Here is an 18,768-nt window from a genome sequence, read left to right as displayed (position 1 = left end):
GCAATGGCCGCTAGGGTACGTGGGCGCACGGCACCGTCTTCGTCGCCATTGGGGGGAACACAATGAGCACGCCGCCACCGCCCGGCCCCTACGGCCAGCCCGGCCCGTACGGCCAGCAGCCTCCCGCGCCGTACGGCCAGCAGCCTCCCGCGCCGTACGGACAGCCCTCCGGCTACGGCCAACCCGCCCCGGCATACGGCCAGCCCTCCGGCTACGCCCAGCCCGCCCCGGCATACGGCCAGCCCCCGGCCTACGGCGAGCAGCCGCCCGCGTACGGCCAGCAGCCTCCCGCCCCCGGGCAGGAGCCCCCGTACGGCCAGCAGCCCGCGTACGGCCAACCGCCTGCGGGGGACGGCCAGTTGCCCGCCTGGGGGCAGCAGCCGCCGCCCCCCAAGCCGCTCAGCCGGCGCTCCAAGATCCGCAGCGTGACCGTCGGCCTGGGGCTGATCGCCGTCGGCATCGGCGCCCTGCTGGGCTTCCGCGCGCTGACCGGCGGGAGCGACAAGGGCGCGAACGTCGGCGACTGCCTGACCGCCGACCACAAGACGGTGACCTGCAGCGCGGCGGACGCCCACTGGAAGGTCGTCGGGCGCCACACCGGCCTCATCAGCACGTACAACTGCGCCAATGAGCACCCGGGGACGACGGCCTACGACAGCCAGTACCGGTCCAAGAAGAAGACGGTCAAGTACCGGCTGTGCATCGGCCCGCTGAACGGCGTCCCCGCTCCCGCGCCCACGAAGCACTGAGCGGACGTCAGTCCTGCGGCTGCGCCGCCCACCACTCGCGCAGCGCGGCGACGGCCGCCTCGTGCTCCATCGGGCCGTGCTCCAGGCGCAGTTCGAGCATGTGCTTGTAGGCCCGGCCGACCGCCGGGCCGGGGCGCAGGCCCAGCAGCTGCATGATCTCGTTGCCGTCCAGCGCGGGCCGGATCGCGTCCAGTTCCTCCTGCGTCTGGAGGACGGCGATCCGCTCCTCCAGCGAGTCGTAGGTGCGGGCCAGCGCGGCGGCCTTGCGCTTGTTGCGGGTGGTGCAGTCGGAGCGGGTCAGCTTGTGCAGGCGGGTCAGCAGCGGGCCGGCGTCGGTGACGTAGCGGCGCACCGCGGAGTCGGTCCACTCGCCGCCGCCGTAGCCGTGGAAGCGCAGGTGCAGCTCGACCAGCTTGGACACCTCGGCGACCAGCTCGTTCGAGTACTTGAGCTCGCGCATCCGCTTGCGGGTCATCTTGGCGCCCACCATCTCGTGGTGGTGGAAGGAGACCCGGCCGTCGGACTCGAAGCGGCGGGTGCGCGGCTTGCCGATGTCGTGCAGCAGCGCGGCGAGCCGCAGCACCAGGTCGGGGCCCTCGGTCTCCAGCGCGATGGCCTGCTCCAGGACGGTCAGCGAGTGCTCGTAGACGTCCTTGTGACGGTGGTGCTCGTCGCTCTCCAGGCGCAGCGCCGGGAGTTCGGGCAGCACGTGGTCGGCGAGGCCGGTCTCGACCAGCAGCCGCAGGCCCTTGACCGGGTGCTCGGCGAGCAGCAGCTTGTTGAGCTCGGCCTGGACGCGTTCGGCGGAGACGATGGTGATCCGCTCGGCCATCGCGGTCATCGCGGCGACCACCTCGGGCGCCGGCTCGAAATCCAGCTGGGCGGCGAAGCGAGCGGCCCGCATCATCCGCAGCGGGTCGTCGGAGAAGGACTCCTCGGGGGTGGCGGGGGTGCGCAGCACCCGGGCCTCCAGGTCGTCCAGGCCGCGGTGCGGGTCGACGAAGCTACGGCCGGGCAGGTCGACGGCCATCGCGTTGACGGTGAAGTCGCGGCGCACGAGGTCCTGCTCGATCGAGTCGCCGTAGCTGACCTCGGGCTTGCGGGAGCTGCGGTCGTAGGCCTCGCTGCGGTAGGTGGTGATCTCGATGAGGAACGAGCCCTCGGGAGTGTCCTTGCGCGCGCCGACGGTGCCGAAGGCGATGCCGACGTCCCAGACCGCGTCGGCCCAGCCCTTGACCAGCTTGAGGATCTGCTGCGGGCGGGCGTCGGTGGTGAAGTCGAGGTCGTTGCCGAGCCTGCCGAGCAGGGCGTCCCGGACCGAGCCGCCGACCAGCGAGAGCCGGTGGCCGGCGTCCTGGAAGCGGCCGGCGATCTCGTCGGCGACCGGGGAGACCCGCAGCAGCTCCTGCAGGCCGAGGGTCTGCGCCTCGGTCAGTCCGGGCAGGGCGACCCGGTCGGCGGAGCTGGAATGATTGGTGCTGGACGCATTGGCAGTGGACACGGCTCACAAGGGTACGTGCCCGCCCTGCCCCGCCGCCTTCCCGTTCCGTTCACCCCACCGCTCCTCAGCTTCCGGCCCGCAACACTGCGGGCCGCACAGCGTCGTTACCATGCCGGGTGAATGCTCCGTGTCGGAGGCCGCCGGGGTCGGGCGGGGCCGCGTCGGTGCGTGGGGCGATCGAGACGACCAGGAACGGCGAGGACGCGCGTGAACGAGCGGACCGGGCGGGGCGCGGCAGGGGCCGGGCACCGCGGACGGTGGACGGGCCTGCTGGCCAGGAGCACCGCCGCCCTGCTGGCAGGTGGGCTGGTCGGGGCCTTCGCGGCCGCCCCTGCGGCGGCCGGGCCGGGCACTCTGGTGACCGCGGCGGGCGAGTACCCGGCGGCGGTGCAGATCGACACGGTGCAGGTCGGCACCGGCGCGCCGAGAATCGCGCACGAGAACGACACCGTGACGATCACCGGCAAGGTCACCAACTCCGGTTCGGAGAAGCTGAAGTCGCCGAAGGTCATGGTGCGGGTGCCGTCCGCGGGAAAGCCGATACTGGCCACCCGCAGCGACATCGACCTGATGGGCTCCTGGAACACGCCGAGCACCAAGGACGGCACCGCGCTGGAGAGCCCGACCCAGGAGGTCGGCGACCTCGACCCGGGGCAGAGCAAGGACTTCACCCTGCCGGTGCCGGTGTCCGCACTGGGTGCCAAGGAGACCGGCAGCTACGAGCTCGCGGTGGACCTCTGGGGCAGCACCTCCAACGAGGCGGCGCACCCGCTGGGCATCGCCCGCACCTACCTGCCGTTCCAGGGCCGCACCAACGCCCAGCCCTCCAAGGTCTCGGTGGTCTGGCCGCTGACCCACGCGCCGGTGCTGGTCGCGCAGACCATGCCGGACCAGGACCAGACGCCGGTGCTGCGCGACGACAGCCTGGTCGGCGAGCTGACCGGTGACGGCCGGCTGAACAAGCTGGTCGAGCTCGGCGCCACCATGCCGGGCCTGACCTGGGCGATCGACCCGGACCTGCTGGACACCGTGCTCGCGATGACCAAGCCGTACCGGGTGCAGAAGCCCGGCACCTCCGGCGAGTCCGCACGCGAGGACAACACCGTGCCCGGCACCGGCCGCGACGCGGCGACCGCCTGGCTGACGAACCTGCGGAAGGCGGTCGCGGCGCAGCCGGACTCCGAGGTGGTGTCACTGCCGTACGCCGACCCGGACCTCGCCTCGATCGCGCACAACGGCGCCCACCTGAACGGTATGGACGCCGCGCTGCGCAAGGCGATGACGGCCGGGCAGGTCACCACCGAGGCCCGTCTGCCGGTGGACGCCCGCTCGGACGTCGCCTGGCCGTACCGCGGTCTGCTGGACCAGCGGACCGCCTCGGTGGCCGGCGCGGCGGGCGGCCGGCTGGTGCTGGTCAACGGCACGTCGATGCCGGAGTCCGACAAGCTGACGTACACGCCGAACGCGGCCCGTCCGATCGGCAACGGGCAGACCGCGGTGGTCTCCGACGCCGTGCTCGCCTCGCTGTTCCAGGGCGACCTGAGCAGCCCGCACGACCGCACCATGGCCCAGCAGCGGTTCCTGGCCGAGACCCTGGCGATCGCCCACCAGGAGCCGGAGCACCCGCGCGGCGTGCTGGTGCTGCCGTCCCGGTCGCTGACCGTCGGCACCGCGCAGGCGCTGCACGACTCGATGCAGGCGGCCACCGGCAACGGCGGCCCGGTCGCCCCGGTCTCGCTGCAGAAGGTCGCCGACCTGCCCGCCGACCCGAACGCCAACACCAACGTCCCGAACGACTACCCGGGCGACGCCACCGGCGCCGAGCTGTCCGCCGCGGAGATCAGCGCCACCATGGGCCTCCAGGACGGCGTGGACCAGCTGATGATAATCCTCACCCAGCCGGAGCGGGTGCGCGGGCCGTTCAGCGCGGCCATGGTGCGCTCGATGTCCACCAGCTGGCGCGACCAGCAGAAGGCCGGCGTCGCCTACCGGGCCGGGGTGCAGCACTACCTGGACAACCTGAAGTCGGCCGTCCGGGTGCCGAAGAAGAGCACCGTGACGCTGCCCGGCGACAACGCGACGCTGCTGATCAGCGTGAAGAACGACCTCACCCAGGCCGTCGGCAACCTGGAACTGCGGGTCACCTCGATCCAGCCGAACCGCCTCAACGTCGGCGAGAACCAGCCCGTGGTGCTGGACGCCACCACCGCCCGCACCTTCCGCTTCCCCGCCGAGGCGCAGGTCAACGGCCAGGTCCAGGTGACCGCGGAGCTGTGGACCACCGGCCCGAACCCGCAGCGCTACGGCGAACCGGTGGAGTTCACCGTCGACGTCACCTCGGTGGCCAGCGGCGTGACGTACGTGATCGCCGGCGGCACCGCGCTGATGATCCTCGCCGGCATCCGGTTCTACCTGCAGCGCAAGAAGCGCCGCGCGGCCGGCGAGATCGACGAGGACCCGGACCGTCCGCTGTCGGACGGCGGCGGCACCGACGGCAGCGACGGCAGCGACGGCCCGGACGGCGACGACCGGAACGACGGCAAGGACGGCGGCAAGGACGACGGCAAGGACGACGGCAAGGACGGCGACGACGGGAAGCCGGCCGACGCGGACCCCCCGTCCGACCGCGATGTCAGCGATCGGGTCGCCGGTGATGAGAAGGTGGATCACTAGCGCCTCACCCCCCGGGCGCACGTCCCCCCTCTGACGTGGATTGGTGGCATGAACGAGCGGAGCGAGCGAGCAACACAGGACCAGGGCGGAGGTAGGCCCCAGGACCGCGCCGCCGCCGCAGGCCCCGCCGCCGACTGGTACGTCGCCGACACCTACGCCCGTGACCCGTACGCCGCCGAGGCGTACGGGAGCACGGACCCGTACGGCGAGGTCGACCTGCCGGACGCCGTCCCGGACGCCGCGGGCGCCCAGGACGCCCCGGAAGGCACGGCGGCGGTGCCCGGCCAGTCCAGCCGCGACGCCGACGACACCCTGCAGCTGACCGCGCCGGCCCCGCGCTGGGCGTCGATCGCCGCCGAGGTGGCCGCGGAGGCCGCCGAACCGGCCGGGTCGCGCCGGGACGCCGAGGCCGCCGAGTACGTCGGCGTGGAGACCCTGCTGGCGGCCCCGGAGCAGGCCCCGCCGGCCGCGCCGCCGGTGCCCCCCGCGCCGGCCGCCACGCCCGCCCCGGAGGCTCCACAGGCCGCTCCGGAGGACGCCGAGGGCCTCGCCGGGCCGGCCCAGGCCCTCGGCCCCGAGCCGGCCCCCGCCGCGGGCGAACGCCACCCGTACGTGCCGCCGATCGAGTTCGACCCGCCGCTGTCCGAGGAGGAGGCGGTGATGCGGGCCGACGCGGCCGTACTGGAGGCCAACGCCGCCGCCGCACCGATCGCCCCGGCCGCGCCGACCGCCGAACCCGCGCAGGCCCCGACCCCGTCCCCGTCCCCGGAGGGGCCGACCGGCGGTGGCGGCGCCGGCCGGGTCACCGGGCTGCTCAACTCCAGCGCCATCATGGCGGCCGGCACCCTGGTCTCCCGCGGCACCGGCTTCCTGCGCACCATGGTGATCGCCGCCGCGATCGGCGTGGCCTCGATGGGCGACTCGTACAACGCCGCCAACACGCTGCCCACCCTGCTGTACATCCTGATCGGCGGCGGCGCGCTGAACGCGGTGTTCGTCCCGCAGCTGGTCCGCAGCATGAAGAACGACGAGGACGGCGGCACCGCCTACGCGAACCGGCTGCTCACCCTGGTGGTGACCGGCCTGGCGGGCGTGGTGTTCGTCGCGGTGCTGGCCGCGCCGGTCCTGGTGCAGCTGATCTCGCACGCGCTGATGCGCGACCAGCAGAGCGCCGAGACCACCGTCGCCCTGGCCCGGTACTGCCTGCCGACCATCTTCTTCATGGGCGTGCACGTGGTGATGGGCCAGATCCTCAACGCCCGCGGCCGGTTCGGCGCGATGATGTGGACGCCGGTCCTGAACAACCTCGTGGTGATCTTCACCTTCGCGATGTACATCGGCGTGTACGGCACCTTCCAGCACACCGGGGTCACCCCGCAGGGCATCTCCCCCGAGGGCGTCCGGCTGCTCGGCATCGGCACCATGCTGGGCCTGGCGGTGCAGGCGCTGTCGATGATCCCGTACCTGCGGTCGGCGGGCTTCTCGTTCCGGCCGCGCTTCGACTGGCGCGGCCACGGACTGGGCAAGGCCGCCCGGCTCGCCAAGTGGACCTTCCTGTTCGTGCTGGCCAACCAGGCGGGCTTCCTGGTCGTGACCCAGCTGGCCACCGCCTCCGGCAAGGCCGCCGAACACGACGGCCACCTCGGCGTCGGCCTGGCCGCGTACTCCAACGCCCTGCTGATCTGGCAGCTGCCGATGGCCGTCATCACCGTCTCGGTGATGAGCGCGGTACTCCCCCGGCTGTCCCGGGCGGCCGCCGACCAGGACGCCGGGGCGGTCCGCGACGACCTCTCCTACGGCCTGCGCACCTCGGCGGTGGCGATCGTCCCGGCGGCGTTCCTGTTCCTGTCGCTGGGCCCGGTGATCGGCTCCTCGATCTACGGCCTGGGCAACGGCGGCGCGGCCGCGCACGGCACCACCGCGGTCGGTTTCATGCTCTCCGCCTTCGCCCTCGGCCTGATCCCGTACTCGGTGCAGTACGTGCTGCTGCGCGGCTTCTACGCGTACGAGGACACCCGCACGCCGTTCTCCAACACCGTCTGGGTGGCCCTCACCCAGGCCGGCACCGCGGTGCTGTGCTGGCTGGTGCTGCCCGCGCAGTGGGCGGTGACCGGCATGGCGCTGGGCTACGGCCTTTCCTACGCGGTGGGCGTGGCGGTCGCACTGCCGAAGCTGAAGGCGCGGATCGGCGGCCTGGACACCGCCCGGATCACCAAGACCTACGTCCGGCTGGCGATCGCCTCGCTGCCGGCCGCCGTGGTCGGCCTGGTGATCGAGGTGTTCGCGCTGCAGGCGCTGGACGGCTGGGGCTGGCTCGGCAACGTCCTGACGCTGGCGGCGGCGGCCGTCGTCCAGCTCGCGGTGTTCCTGCTGCTGGCCCGCCGGATGCGCATAGAGGAACTCAACGCGCTCACCGGAATGGTCCGGCGGCGGCTCGGCCGCTGACCGGAGCGCCGGTCACGGGTTGACGACGCGTCAATCGGAGTGCCGACGATCCGTCGGTGACTCAGTCCCCCTACGGTGGGCCGGAGTCGGGGCGAACCCCCGATTCCGGCCCATTCGTCTGCCGTTCGCCCGGAAGTGGGTAAGGGGGCAACCCCTCGGCACTCTCAGCGGTCGTACCAGGGTGCCGGGAGTGGGCACAATTGACCTTGCAGCACAGCCGACCACTCCGGCAGCGGCTCGTCGACCGTCCCGGCCCGTACCGGGACGACACAAGGGGAGGCAGGACCACGGTGGCTGACGGCACCAAGGCGATCGTCGACACGTCCGAGACGGACGGGGCGGCGACCGAGGCCGCGCCCGGAACCTCGCAGCGCGACACCGGACCCGACCGCGGCCCCGCCGCGAAGGGCGCCGCCGACGGCGCGGTGAAGAGCACCGCGAACGGCTCCCCGAAGAGCGCGCCCAAGGGCGCCTCGAAGACCGGGGCGAAGGACACCCCGGCCACCCCGCTGCGGCCCTCCGCCGCCACGCCCGCGAGCGAGGAACCGCGGCCGCCCGCCGACGCCACCGCCCCGCTCTCCGCGCAGGAGATCGACGCCGAGCTGTCCGCCCAGGGCAACCGCCCCGAACGCCCCTCCCGCAGCCGCGGCGTGCGCCGCCCGCTGCCCCCGGTCGAACCCTCCGAGCCCGCCCCGGCCACCAGCACCGAGACCCTGGACGCCGACACCGCCACACTGCCCGCCGTGCTGCCCGCCCCGCAGCGGCACAGCGGCGACAAGATCGGCGCCCGCTACCGGCTGGAGGAGTGCATCTCCGAGTCGGACACCTTCACCAGCTGGCGCGCCGTCGACGAGAAGCTCCGCCGCGCCGTCGGCGTCCACCTGCTCTCGGCCGGCCACCGCCGCGCCAAGTCGGTGCTCACCGCCTCCCGCAGTGCCGCCCTGCTCGGCGACCCCCGCTTCGTCCAGGTGCTGGACGCGGTGCAGGAGGGCGAGCTGGTCTACGTGGTCCGCGAATGGCTGCCCGGCGCCCGCGACCTCGCCGAACTGCTGGCCGACGGCCCGCTGGAGCCGTACGACGCCTACCAGATGGTCCGCCAGGTCACCGACGCCATCGCCGCCGCCCACCAGCGCGGCCAGGCCCACCTGCGGCTCACCCCCAAGTGCGTGCTGCGCACCGACGGCGGCCAGTACCGGATCAACGGCATCGCGGTGGACGCCGCCCTGCGCGGCCTGCCCACCGAGGACGCCGAACTGACCGACGTCCGTGCGATCGGCGCCCTGCTGTACGCCTCGCTCACCCACCGCTGGCCGTACCCGGAGGACCGCTACGACCTCCAGGGGCTCCCCAAGGACCTCGGCTGCGTCCCCCCGGACCAGGTCCGGGCCGGCGTCCACAAGGGCCTGGCGGAGCTCGCGGCCCGGATCCTGTGCGAGCACAAGGAGCCGATCACCACCCCCGCCGAACTGGCCGCGGCGATCGCCGAACTGCCGAAGATCCGCCCGCCGGAGCAGCCCGCTCCGCCCGCGCTGCGCGCCCTGTCCACCTCCCGGCCGCCGCGCTACTCCGCCGCCGCGCCCACCCAGACGATCCCCGTCGCCGAGCCCGCGCCCGCCCCGGCCGCCCCCCGGCCCGCCCCGCGCCGACGCCGCCGCGGCCTGCGCCGGGTGCTCAAGTGGACCGCCTCGCTGGTGGCGCTGTCCGCCGTCACCGTCGGCTCCTGGCAAGCGGTGGATCACTACAACAAGCAGGGCGGGACACCCGCCAACCACAGCGCGCCCGCCCCCGACCCGACCGGCAAGGCCCCCGTCACCACCGGCGAGAAGCTCGCCATCACCTCGATCTCCCCGTTCAACGCGTTCGGCGAGACCAAGGACGAGCACCCCGGCGAGATCCCCTACGCCACCGACGGCAACCCGACGACCGCCTGGACCACCCAGCGCTACAACGACCAGTTCGGCACCTACCGGCCCGGCACCGGCCTGCTGATCGACCTCGGCTCGGCCCGCCCTGTCAGCTCGGTGGACGTCCAGTTCATCGGCGACACCAAGGTCGAGCTGAAGGCCGCCCCGGCCGGCGCCACCACCGCGCCCACCACCGACGAGAGCGGCTACCGGACCCTCACCACGATCGCCACCGGCTCCGGCAGCAAGGCCACCCTGAAGCCCACCGCACCGGTCAACACCCGGTACCTGCTGGTCTGGCTCACCGCCGTGCCCAGCACCGACGAGGGCTACCGCGGCAAGATCGCCGAGATCCAGGTCAACGGCTGAGCCACGGAGAGGCCGCGCCTCCTGATCCGCCGCGCCTCCTGATCCGCCCCGGCTCTTGATCCGCCCCGGCGGATCCCCAACGATGGTGACCCACGGCCGCCGGAGCGACGGCCGGACCGCAAGGAGGGGGCGGATGGCCGAGGAGCCCACCGACGCCGAACTGCTCGCCCGGCACACGGCGGGCGACCCGGACGCCTTCGGGCTGCTGGTGCACCGCCACCGCGACCGCCTCTGGGCGGTCGCGGTGCGCACCCTCGGCGACCGCGAAGAGGCCGCCGACGCGCTCCAGGACGCCCTGGTCTCCGCGTTCCGCGCCGCGGCCGGCTTCCAGGGCCGCTCGGCGGTCACCACCTGGCTGCACCGGATCGTGGTCAACGCCTGCCTGGACCGCGCCCGCCGCGGCGCCGTCCGCCGGGCCGACTCGCTCGACCAGCACCCCGGCGGCCCGACCGACACCGCGCTCGGCACCAGCGAGGGCGCGGAGAGCCACGCGGTGCGCGCCGAGACCCGCCGCGAGGTGGCCGACGCCCTGGCCGCGCTGCCCGCCGACCAGCGGGCCGCCCTGGTGCTGGTCGACATGCAGGGCTACCCGGTCGCCGAGGCCGCCGAGGTGCTCGGCGTCCCGGTCGGCACCGTGAAGAGCCGCTGCGCCCGCGGCCGGGCCCGCCTGCTCCCACTGCTGCGCCACCTCGGCCCGGGCGATGTTCCACGTGGAACATCCGGCCCGCGGGAGGCCGGCTCACCGGATTCCGCCACCGGTGTTCCACGTGGAACACCGCCCGCGCCCCGGTCCGGGAACCCGCACCGGCCCTCCCCCGTCCCACCCACGGATCCCGCCACCGCGCTGGAAGGAGATGCGACCCCGCGATGACGCCGCACCCGCCTTCCGAGCACCCCGAGCTGGACGCCCTGGCCGATCTCGCCGAGGACCTGCTGCCGTCCGAGCAGGCCGAGCCGCTCCACCGCCACCTGGCCGCCTGCCCGGCCTGCGCCGAGGACTACGCCGCGCTGTGCGGCCTCCCGGAGCTGCTGGCGGACGTCCCCGCCCCGCCGATGCCGCAGGAGGTCGCCGACCGGCTGACCGCCGCACTGGCCGCCGAATCCGCCGCCCGCGCCCAGACCCGCGCCGAGGACCCGCCGAAGCCCGCCGCGGCCCCGTCCGGCCCGACCGCCCCGCTGCGCACGGACGCTCCGGCCGGCGCCCCGCGCGCCGCCACCGGCCCGGGACGCCCCGCCCGCCCCCGCCGTCGCCGCCGCACCGCGGGCCTGCTGCTCGGCACCGCCGCCGTGGCCCTCGCCGCCACCCTGGGCGGGCTGCTGATCGCCCGGAACCAGCCCACCGGCAGCTTCCCGACTGCCACCGGCGACAGCGCCGTCGACGCGGCCTCCGGCGGCAGCTCGCACCCCCACCCGAACGCCGCCGGCGGGCAGCTGCCGGAGTTCACCGCCGACCGACTCCCGGCGCAGATCCGCGAACTGCTGGCTGCCAAGCCCGCCGCCGGACTCTCCCCCGCCGACCCGGGCAGCGACACCCCGACCTGCATGCTGGCCGCCGCCGGACACCCGGCCGACCCGCCGCTGACCACCGGGCCGGGGACCTACCGGGGCCGCCCGGTGCTGGCCCTGGTGTTCCGCCCCCCGGGCGGCAGCGGACCGCTCGACGTCTACCTCGCCACCCCGGACTGCCCCGGATCGACGATCCTGCTGCACAGCACCGTCCCGGCCCCCTGATTCCTCACCGTTCCCAGCCACCCACGCCCGGACCGCGGGTGGCTGGTGCGGTCGGGCCTGGGAATGCGGGAGACTGGTAAGCCGTTGTCCGGGGCGGTGGAACATCCGCCCTCCTCCGCGCAAGCGGGACGCCATGCCAACCAGGAGATGCAGTGAGCGACGACGTCCGTAACGTGATCATCATCGGTTCCGGCCCGTCCGGGTACACCGCTGCGTTGTACACCGCGCGCGCCTCCCTGAAGCCGCTGGTCTTCGAGGGCGCAGTCACCGCCGGCGGCGCGCTGATGAACACCACCGAGGTGGAGAACTTCCCCGGCTTCCGCGACGGCATCATGGGCCCGGAGCTGATGGACAACATGCGCGCCCAGGCCGAGCGCTTCGGCGCCGAGCTGGTCCCGGACGACATCGTCTCCGTCGACCTCACGGGCGACATCAAGACCGTCACCGACTCCGAGGGCACCGTGCACCGCGCCCGCGCCGTGATCGTCACCACCGGCTCCCAGCACCGCAAGCTCGGCCTGCCGAACGAGGACAAGCTCTCCGGCCGCGGCGTCTCCTGGTGCGCGACCTGCGACGGCTTCTTCTTCCGCGACCAGGACATCGCGGTCGTCGGCGGCGGCGACACCGCGCTGGAGGAGGCCACCTTCCTCTCCCGCTTCGCCCGCAGCGTCACGATCGTCCACCGCCGCAACACCCTGCGCGCCTCCAAGGCCATGCAGGAACGCGCCTTCGCCGACCCGAAGATCCGCTTCGAGTGGGACAGCGCCGTCGAGGAGATCCACGGCGACCCGAAGCTCAGCGGCGTCACCCTGCGCGACACCAACACCGGCGACCTGCGCGAGCTCCCGGTCACCGGCCTGTTCATCGCCATCGGCCACGACCCGCGCACCGACCTCTTCAAGGGCCAGCTCGACCTGGACGCCGAGGGCTACCTCAAGGTCGACGCCCCCTCCACCCGCACCAACGTCCCCGGCGTCTTCGCCGCGGGCGACGTGGTCGACCACACCTACCGCCAGGCGATCACCGCCGCCGGCACCGGCTGCTCCGCCGCGCTGGACGCCGAGCGCTACCTCGCCGCGCTGACCGACGCCGAGGCCGAGACCGCCGCCGTCGCGGTCTGACCTGCCGGGGGCCGAGCAGCCCCCCGGCCGGGGGCGGCCACCGTTCCGGCACCGAAACAGAACCGCCCCCGCCGTTGTTACACCTCTCGCACCTCACCTCCGACCCCAAGGAGTTCCCGTGGCCGGCGCCACCAAGGAAGTAACCGACGCGACGTTCGACGCCGAGGTTCTCAAGAGCGACAAGCCCGTCCTGGTCGACTTCTGGGCCACCTGGTGCGGCCCGTGCCGCCAGGTCGCCCCGGTCCTGGAGGACATCGCGGCCGAGCACGGCGACAAGCTCTCCGTCGTCAAGCTCGACGTGGACGCCAACCAGGAGACCGCCGCGGCGTACAACGTGATCTCCATCCCGACCCTGAACGTCTACAAGGGCGGTGAGTTGGTGAAGACCATCACCGGCGCCCGCCCGAAGGCCGCGCTGCTCCGCGAGCTGGCCGAGTACCTGTAGTCCGTTCCGGATGCCGTCACCGAGGCGGCCCGCCCGGGGAGTCCTCTCCCCCGGGCGGGCCGCCTCGGTGTTTCCGCAGCCTCGTCTCCGCAGCCTCCTGAGGATTCGTCAGGATGCCCCGGGAGCCCTGGCGGCCGGCTCCGCACCGAAGGGCCCGGAGCGGAGAAAGCCTCCCTCAGAACGGCCGCAGCGCCGGTTCTTTGCGCCGCCCGCCGAGCAGCCGCTCCAACGCACCCTCCATGTCACCCCGCCAGGACAGCGTGGAACGCGCCTCCAACCGCAGCCGCGGGTACCGGTGGTGCGGCCGGACGGTCTTGAAACCGACCGCCAGCAGATGGTCGGCGGGCAGCAGACAGCTGGGGACCTCGCTGCCCTGCGCACCGAACGCCTCGATCGCACGGAAGCCGCGCCGGATCAGGTCCTTGGCCACCGTCTGCACCAACACCCGCCCCAGGCCCTGCCCCTGAAACTCCGGCAGCAGCCGGGAGACCATCAGCTGCACCGCGTCCGGGGAGATCGGGCTGGTCGGGAACGACTGGCCGCGCGGCACGTACGCGGGCGGCGCGTAGAGCACGAAACCGGCCGGACGGCCGTCCACGTAGACGACTCTGCCGCAGGACCCCCAGTCCAGCAGCACCGCGGAGATCCAGCCCTCCTTCTCCAACTCGCCCTTGCCGGCGTCCTGCGCGGCCCGCCCACTGACCGGGTCGAGCTCCCAGAACACGCAGGAGCGGCAGGTGTTCGGCAGATCGGAGAGGTTGTCCAGCGTCAGCGGAACGACCCTTCGCCCCACGCCCGTACCTCCTCCTCCACGCGGAAACGGCCCAGAAGTCCAGTCTGCGCCGCCCAACGAAACGGGTGCACGTTTCACGTGAAACATGCACCCGTTGTTCGCCGTTCGGGGTCACCGACGTCAGGACAGCCGCAGCCCCTGCTCGCCCGGCGCGAGGCTGTCCAGGATCCGGTTCAGATCCTCGGCCGAGGCGAACTCCAGCACCACCTTGCCCTTGCCGATCCGCCCGTCGCGCTGCGCGGCCTCGACCTTGACCCGGGTCTCGAAGCGGTCCGAGAGCCGGTCCGACAGCTCGCTGAAGGCCGGCGAGTCCATCCGGCCCGCCCGCGGGGCGGCCTTCTTCGGCTTCGGCGTGCCACCGGCCATCAGCCCGGCGATCTCCTCGGTGGCCCGCACCGTCAGCAGCTCGGCCACCACCCGCTCGGCCAGCAGCTCCTGACCCGCCGCGTCCGGCACCATCAGGATCGCCTTCGCACAGCCGGCGCTGACCGTCCCGGCCGCGACCTTCAGCTGCACCGAGACCGGCAGCTTCATCAGCCGCAGCGTGTTGGACACGTGCGAACGGGACTTGCCGACCCGGGCGGCCAACTGGTCGTGCGTGCAGGCGAAGTCGCGCAGCAGCTGGTCGTACGCGGCGCCCTCCTCCAGCGCGTTCAGCTCGGCCCGGTGCAGGTTCTCCAGCAGCGCGTCCAGCAGCAGCTTGTCGTCCTCGGTGGCCCGGACGATCGCCGGGATCACGTCGAGACCGGCCTCCCGGGAGGCCCGCCAGCGGCGCTCACCCATGATCAGCTCGTAGCGCTCCGGCCCGGTCTGACGGACCACCACGGGCTGCAGCAGGCCGACTTCCTTGATGGAGCTGACCAGTTCGGCGAGCTTGGTCTCGTCGAACACCTCGCGCGGCTGGCGCGGGTTGGGGCTGATCGAGTCCAGCGGCAGCTCGGCGAACCGGGCGCCCTCCACCGGGGACAGCGCCGCCTCCAGCACGCTGCGGCGCTTGTCGCCGGCCAGCTCCCGCAGACTCTCCGCGGCGGCCTTGGCGGCCACCGTGCCGCGATCGGTGGGAACCACCGGGGCCGGCGGGTCCGCCGGTGCGGCCGTTCCCCCGGCCGCCGGCTGGGCCGCCGGAATCAGCGCCCCCAGACCCCTGCCCAGACCCCTGCGCGTACCACTCACCGATTGCCCTCCATCGAACTGTGCTGTGCCGTCGACGCGGACGGCTCCGCGCCGCTGCGCGGCGGAACGACCGCCGCGCCTGCCCGGTGACGACCGCCCTCGGCCTTGACGACCGCCCGCAGCGCCAGCTCGCGGCCGGCCTCCAGGTAGGAGAGCGCACCGCTGGAACCGGGGTCGTAGGTGAGCACGGTCTGCCCGTAGCTCGGGGCCTCGGAGATGCGCACCGATCGCGGGATGGCGGTGGGCAGCACCTCGTGCGCGAAGTGCGTCCGCACCTCCTCGGCGACCTGCGCGGCCAGCCTGGTCCGGGCGTCGTACATGGTCAGCAGGATGGTCGACACGTGCAGCGCCGGGTTCAGGTGCGCCCGCACCAGCTCCACGTTCTTCAGCAGCTGGCCCAGGCCCTCCAGCGCGTAGTACTCGCACTGGATCGGGATCAGCACCTCCTGACCGGCCACCATGGCGTTGACGGTCAGCAGCCCGAGCGAGGGCGGACAGTCGATCAGCACGTAGTCGAGCGGCTGCTCGTAGGCGGCGATGGCCCGCTGCAGCCGGCTCTCCCGGGCCACCAGCGAGACCAGTTCGATCTCCGCGCCGGCCAGGTCGATGGTCGCCGGGCAGCAGAACAGCCCCTCGACGTCCACCACCGGCTGCACCACGTCGGCCAGCGGCTTGCCCTCCACCAGCACGTCGTAGATCGACGGCACCTCGGCGTGGTGGTCGATGCCCAGGGCGGTCGAGGCGTTGCCCTGCGGGTCGAGGTCGATGACCAGCACCCGCAGGCCGTGCATGGCGAGCGAAGCGGCCAGGTTGACGGTGGTGGTGGTCTTGCCCACCCCACCCTTCTGATTGGCCACCACCATGACCCGGGTGACGGCGGGTCGGGGAAGCCCCTCCCCGGCGTACCCGGTGACCGGGACGGTGGCGTGCGCGGCACGTGCGACGGGGGTTTCATCCACCTGATCGACGATCTCCGACTCCTGCATGGGGGTCAGTGTTTCACGTGAAACCGGAGCCGCGACAGTCACTGCCCGGTCCCGTTCACGGGTCCGCTGCAGCTCCTGATCAAGGATGCCGGTCAACAGGAAGCGACGTTTCACGTGAAACACGATGCCCGGAATGTCCGGGTCCACCGGGCCGACACTCCGGGGCGCCGACAAGCGAACGGGGCGGGTGACCCGATCGCCACCCGCCCCGCCGACACATCCTCAGAACTCAGCGCCGCCCGCGGCCGCCGCCACCACGACGGCCCCCGCCCTCGGCGCCCTTGCCGCCGCGACCGGCCCGGGCCGCCTTGGCCCGCCGGGTCGCCGCCCTGACGCCGCCCGGGCTCTCGCCGGCCTCCACCCGGACCACCCGGGTCTGGGTCTCCAGCACGCCCTCGCCGACGCCGATCACCGACCACTTCACCGCGCCCAGCCGGGTCAGCGCCGCCCGCGAGTCGGTCAGCTCCTGCTCCGCGGTGTCGCCCTTCAGCGCCAACATCTGGCCGTAGGGCCGCAGCAGCGGCATGCCCCAGCCGGCCAGCCGGTCCAGCGGCGCCACCGCGCGGGCGGTCACCACGTCCACGGCCAGCTTCCCGACCGTCTCCTCGGCCCGGCCCCGCAGCACGGTGACGTTGTCCAGACCGAGCTCGCGGACCACCTCCTCCAGGAAGGTGGTGCGCCGCAGCAGCGGCTCCAGCAGCGTCACCGAGACGTCCGGCCGGGCCAGCGCCACCGGGATGCCGGGCAGACCGGCACCGGAGCCGACGTCGCACAGCGAGACCCCGGCGGGCAGCAGCTCGGCCAGCACCGCGCAGTTGAGCACGTGCCGGTCCCACAGCCGGGGCACCTCACGCGGACCGATCAGTCCGCGCTGCACTCCGGCGGTCGCCAGCAGCTCGGTGTAGCGCACGGCCTGCGGCAGCCGATCACCGAAGACCCGTCCCGCCGCCTCCGGGGCTTCGGCCGGCCCCTCCAGCGGCGCCTCGGGCACCGTGCCGTCCCTGTCCATCTCTGCCTCTCCGCTCACCGTCGAATCCACCCACCCGTCCCACACTGTTCCACGTGAAACATCAGTCCACCGCAAAGGCAACGACCCCGCCCGCGAGAGGCGGGCGGGGTCGGACGCCGTTCCGACGGCACCACCGGCATCAGGCCGGCAGTACGACCACACAGCGCTGGGGCTCCTCGCCCTCCGACTCGCTGCGGAGACCCGCGGCGGCCACCGCGTCGTGCACCACCTTGCGCTCGAACGGGGTCATCGGCCGCAGCTTGACCTGCTCGCCGGTGCTCCTGACCCGCTCGGACGCCTCGGCGCCCAGCTCCGCGAGCTCGGCCCGCTTGCGGGCCCGGAAGCCCGCGACGTCCAGCATCAGTCGGCTGCGCTCACCGGTCTCCCGGTGCACGGCCAGCCGGGTCAGCTCCTGGAGCGCCTCCAGCACCTCGCCGTCCTGGCCCACCAGCCGCTGCAGCGTCCGGTCGTCGCCCTCGCCCACGATGGAGACCAGTGCCCGGTCCCCCTCGACATCCATGTCGATGTCGCCGTCCAGGTCCGCGATGTCCAGCAGACCCTCCAGGTAGTCGGCGGCGATGTCACCCTCGCGCTCCAGACGCGCAAGGGCGCTCTCACCGGCCGGCGCGGTGTCGACGGCGGAAGTGGTGCCATCCGTCACAGGTGGACTCCTTCAGAAATGGGGCCCTCGGATCGGGGGCCGAGAACGAGGGGTCGGGACTACTTCTTCTTCGGCCGCTGGCCCTGGCCGCCGCGCCGCGGCTGCTGGCGCTGGCCCTGGCCCTGGCCCTGTCGGTCCGCCGGCTTCGCCCCGTCCGGCTTCGCATCGGACTTCCCGTCCCCGGCCGGTTCGGCGTCCGCCTCGTCCGCCGGGCCCGGCTCGTCCGCGCCGTGCGCCTGGTGCGCCGCCGTGGCCTGCCGCTGGGCCTTGCTCTGCTTGCGCGGCTGCTGCCGGCGCACCTGCACGCTCTCCTCGGCCACCGCCTTGGCCTCGGCCTCGGCGCTGTTCTTGGAGCCGGTCAGCGAGGCCAGCACGCCGACCTTCTTGATCGAGCCGTCCGGGTTGATCCGGCCCTGCTTCTTCAGCCGCACCTGACGCTCGTTCCAGGCCTGGCTGCCGGGCGTCGGGTTGTTGCGGATGACGATCAGCTGCTGGCCCATCGACCAGACGTTGGTGGTGAGCCAGTAGACCAGCACACCGACCGGGAAGTTGATGCCCATGCCCGCGAAGATGATGGGGAAGACGTACATCATCATCTTCTGCTGCTGCATGAACGGCGTCTTGACCGTGAGGTCCACGTTCTTGGTCATCAGCTGGCGCTGCGTGATGAACTGCGACAGCGACATCAGCACGATCATGACCGCGACGACGATCTGCACCTGCAAGCTGTCCGCGCCGACGAACTTCGCCGACAGCGGGGCGCCCAGGATGTGCGCCTGCTTGGCGCTCTCCAGCAGGCTCTGGTCGATGACGCCGATCGGCTTGTCGTTGGCGACCGAGGCCAGCACACCGTAGAGAGCGGTGAAGAACGGCGCCTGAACGATGATCGGAAGGCACGAGGAGAACGGGTTGGTACCCGCGTCCTTGTACAGCTTCATCATCTCTTCGGACTGGCGCTGCTTGTCGTTCTTGTAGCGCTCCTGGATGGCCTTCATCTTCGGCTGGATCGCCTGCATGGCCCGGGTCGCCTTGATCTGCTTCACGAAGAGCGGGATCAGGCAGATCCGGATGACGACCACCATCATCACGATGGACAGGCCCCAGGCCCAGCCTCCGTCAGGATCGAAGACGTGGCTGAACAGCGAGTGGAACTGGACGATGATCCAGGACACCGCGTAGTAGAGGGGACTCAGAAAACCGAAGGTCAC

At 72.9% G+C, this 18,768-nt stretch carries 15 protein-coding genes; 8 read left to right on the top strand and 7 right to left on the bottom strand.

What is annotated here, in order from left to right; translation table 11 throughout:
• Nucleotides 1-62: 62 nt before the first annotated feature.
• Entirely contained in the window at nucleotides 63-749 is a 687-nt protein-coding gene (locus AMK19_RS38405; protein WP_073807118.1) for an LppU/SCO3897 family protein, read from the top strand.
• Between the two features lie 7 nt (nucleotides 750-756).
• On the opposite strand, the gene AMK19_RS00370 is transcribed toward AMK19_RS38405, so the two are convergent.
• Complete coding sequence (locus tag AMK19_RS00370) at nucleotides 757-2,193, bottom strand: CCA tRNA nucleotidyltransferase (protein ID WP_073808238.1); 1,437 nt, start codon at nucleotides 2,191-2,193, stop codon at nucleotides 757-759.
• 264 nt (nucleotides 2,194-2,457) lie between these two features.
• Here AMK19_RS00370 and AMK19_RS35770 point away from each other — a divergent pair, with 264 nt between their 5' ends.
• The 7 genes from AMK19_RS35770 to trxA all read left to right on the top strand — a co-directional run bounded on the left by AMK19_RS35770 (nucleotide 2,458) and on the right by trxA (nucleotide 12,938).
• Nucleotides 2,458-4,923 carry a DUF6049 family protein gene (locus AMK19_RS35770; protein ID WP_073807117.1) on the top strand — a complete coding sequence of 822 codons (2,466 nt, stop codon included), beginning with the start codon at nucleotides 2,458-2,460 and terminating at the stop codon, nucleotides 4,921-4,923.
• 48 nt (nucleotides 4,924-4,971) lie between these two features.
• Nucleotides 4,972-7,368: a murein biosynthesis integral membrane protein MurJ gene (gene murJ, locus AMK19_RS00360; protein ID WP_143199994.1), complete on the top strand. Its 2,397-nt coding sequence runs from the start codon at nucleotides 4,972-4,974 to the stop codon at nucleotides 7,366-7,368.
• A gap of 290 nt (nucleotides 7,369-7,658) precedes the next feature.
• Complete coding sequence (locus tag AMK19_RS00355) at nucleotides 7,659-9,641, top strand: protein kinase family protein (RefSeq protein WP_143199993.1); 1,983 nt, start codon at nucleotides 7,659-7,661, stop codon at nucleotides 9,639-9,641.
• Nucleotides 9,642-9,774: 133 nt separating this feature from the next.
• Nucleotides 9,775-10,512, top strand: a complete 738-nt coding sequence (gene sigM / locus AMK19_RS00350; RefSeq protein ID WP_083646405.1) for an RNA polymerase sigma factor SigM — start codon at nucleotides 9,775-9,777, stop codon at nucleotides 10,510-10,512.
• Nucleotides 10,509-11,372, top strand: coding sequence for an anti-sigma factor family protein (locus AMK19_RS00345; RefSeq protein WP_073807115.1), 864 nt, complete (start codon nucleotides 10,509-10,511; stop codon nucleotides 11,370-11,372). Before sigM ends, AMK19_RS00345 begins: the two co-directional genes overlap by 4 nt.
• 152 nt (nucleotides 11,373-11,524) lie before the next feature.
• A complete protein-coding gene (gene trxB / locus AMK19_RS00340; protein WP_073807113.1) occupies nucleotides 11,525-12,493 on the top strand; it encodes a thioredoxin-disulfide reductase in 969 nt (322 codons plus the stop codon).
• A gap of 118 nt (nucleotides 12,494-12,611) precedes the next feature.
• A complete protein-coding gene (gene trxA, locus AMK19_RS00335; protein WP_033254162.1) occupies nucleotides 12,612-12,938 on the top strand; it encodes a thioredoxin in 327 nt (108 codons plus the stop codon).
• Nucleotides 12,939-13,113: 175 nt separating this feature from the next.
• Here trxA and AMK19_RS00330 read toward each other — a convergent pair whose 3' ends face one another.
• The 6 genes from AMK19_RS00330 to yidC all read right to left on the bottom strand — a co-directional run bounded on the left by AMK19_RS00330 (nucleotide 13,114) and on the right by yidC (nucleotide 18,768).
• On the bottom strand, nucleotides 13,114-13,731 hold the full coding sequence (locus AMK19_RS00330; RefSeq protein WP_073807111.1) for a GNAT family N-acetyltransferase: 618 nt from the start codon (nucleotides 13,729-13,731) through the stop codon (nucleotides 13,114-13,116).
• 120 nt (nucleotides 13,732-13,851) lie between these two features.
• Nucleotides 13,852-14,904 carry a ParB/RepB/Spo0J family partition protein gene (locus AMK19_RS00325; protein WP_073807110.1) on the bottom strand — a complete coding sequence of 351 codons (1,053 nt, stop codon included), beginning with the start codon at nucleotides 14,902-14,904 and terminating at the stop codon, nucleotides 13,852-13,854.
• On the bottom strand, nucleotides 14,901-15,863 hold the full coding sequence (locus AMK19_RS00320; protein ID WP_241844220.1) for a ParA family protein: 963 nt from the start codon (nucleotides 15,861-15,863) through the stop codon (nucleotides 14,901-14,903). Before AMK19_RS00320 ends, AMK19_RS00325 begins: the two co-directional genes overlap by 4 nt.
• A gap of 256 nt (nucleotides 15,864-16,119) precedes the next feature.
• A complete protein-coding gene (gene rsmG / locus AMK19_RS00315) occupies nucleotides 16,120-16,899 on the bottom strand; it encodes a 16S rRNA (guanine(527)-N(7))-methyltransferase RsmG (protein WP_073807107.1) in 780 nt (259 codons plus the stop codon).
• A gap of 139 nt (nucleotides 16,900-17,038) precedes the next feature.
• Nucleotides 17,039-17,560: a Jag family protein gene (locus AMK19_RS00310; protein ID WP_073807106.1), complete on the bottom strand. Its 522-nt coding sequence runs from the start codon at nucleotides 17,558-17,560 to the stop codon at nucleotides 17,039-17,041.
• Nucleotides 17,561-17,619: 59 nt separating this feature from the next.
• Nucleotides 17,620-18,768 carry a membrane protein insertase YidC gene (gene yidC / locus AMK19_RS00305; protein ID WP_073807105.1) on the bottom strand — a complete coding sequence of 383 codons (1,149 nt, stop codon included), beginning with the start codon at nucleotides 18,766-18,768 and terminating at the stop codon, nucleotides 17,620-17,622.

Source organism: Kitasatospora sp. CB01950, from assembly GCF_001905465.1.
Classification (GTDB): Bacteria; Actinomycetota; Actinomycetes; order Streptomycetales; family Streptomycetaceae; genus Kitasatospora.
This window is presented reverse-complemented; position numbering and strand designations above follow the sequence as displayed.

Excerpts from the sequence above, each read along its gene's own strand:
- rsmG (WP_073807107.1), bottom strand. The coding sequence starts at position 16,899 with ATGGACAGGGACGGCACGGTGCCCGAGGCGCCGCTGGAGGGGCCGGCC.
- AMK19_RS00345 (WP_073807115.1), top strand. The coding sequence starts at position 10,509 with ATGACGCCGCACCCGCCTTCCGAGCACCCCGAGCTGGACGCCCTGGCC.
- AMK19_RS38405 (WP_073807118.1), top strand. The coding sequence starts at position 63 with ATGAGCACGCCGCCACCGCCCGGCCCCTACGGCCAGCCCGGCCCGTAC.
- murJ (WP_143199994.1), top strand. The coding sequence starts at position 4,972 with ATGAACGAGCGGAGCGAGCGAGCAACACAGGACCAGGGCGGAGGTAGG.
- sigM (WP_083646405.1), top strand. The coding sequence starts at position 9,775 with ATGGCCGAGGAGCCCACCGACGCCGAACTGCTCGCCCGGCACACGGCG.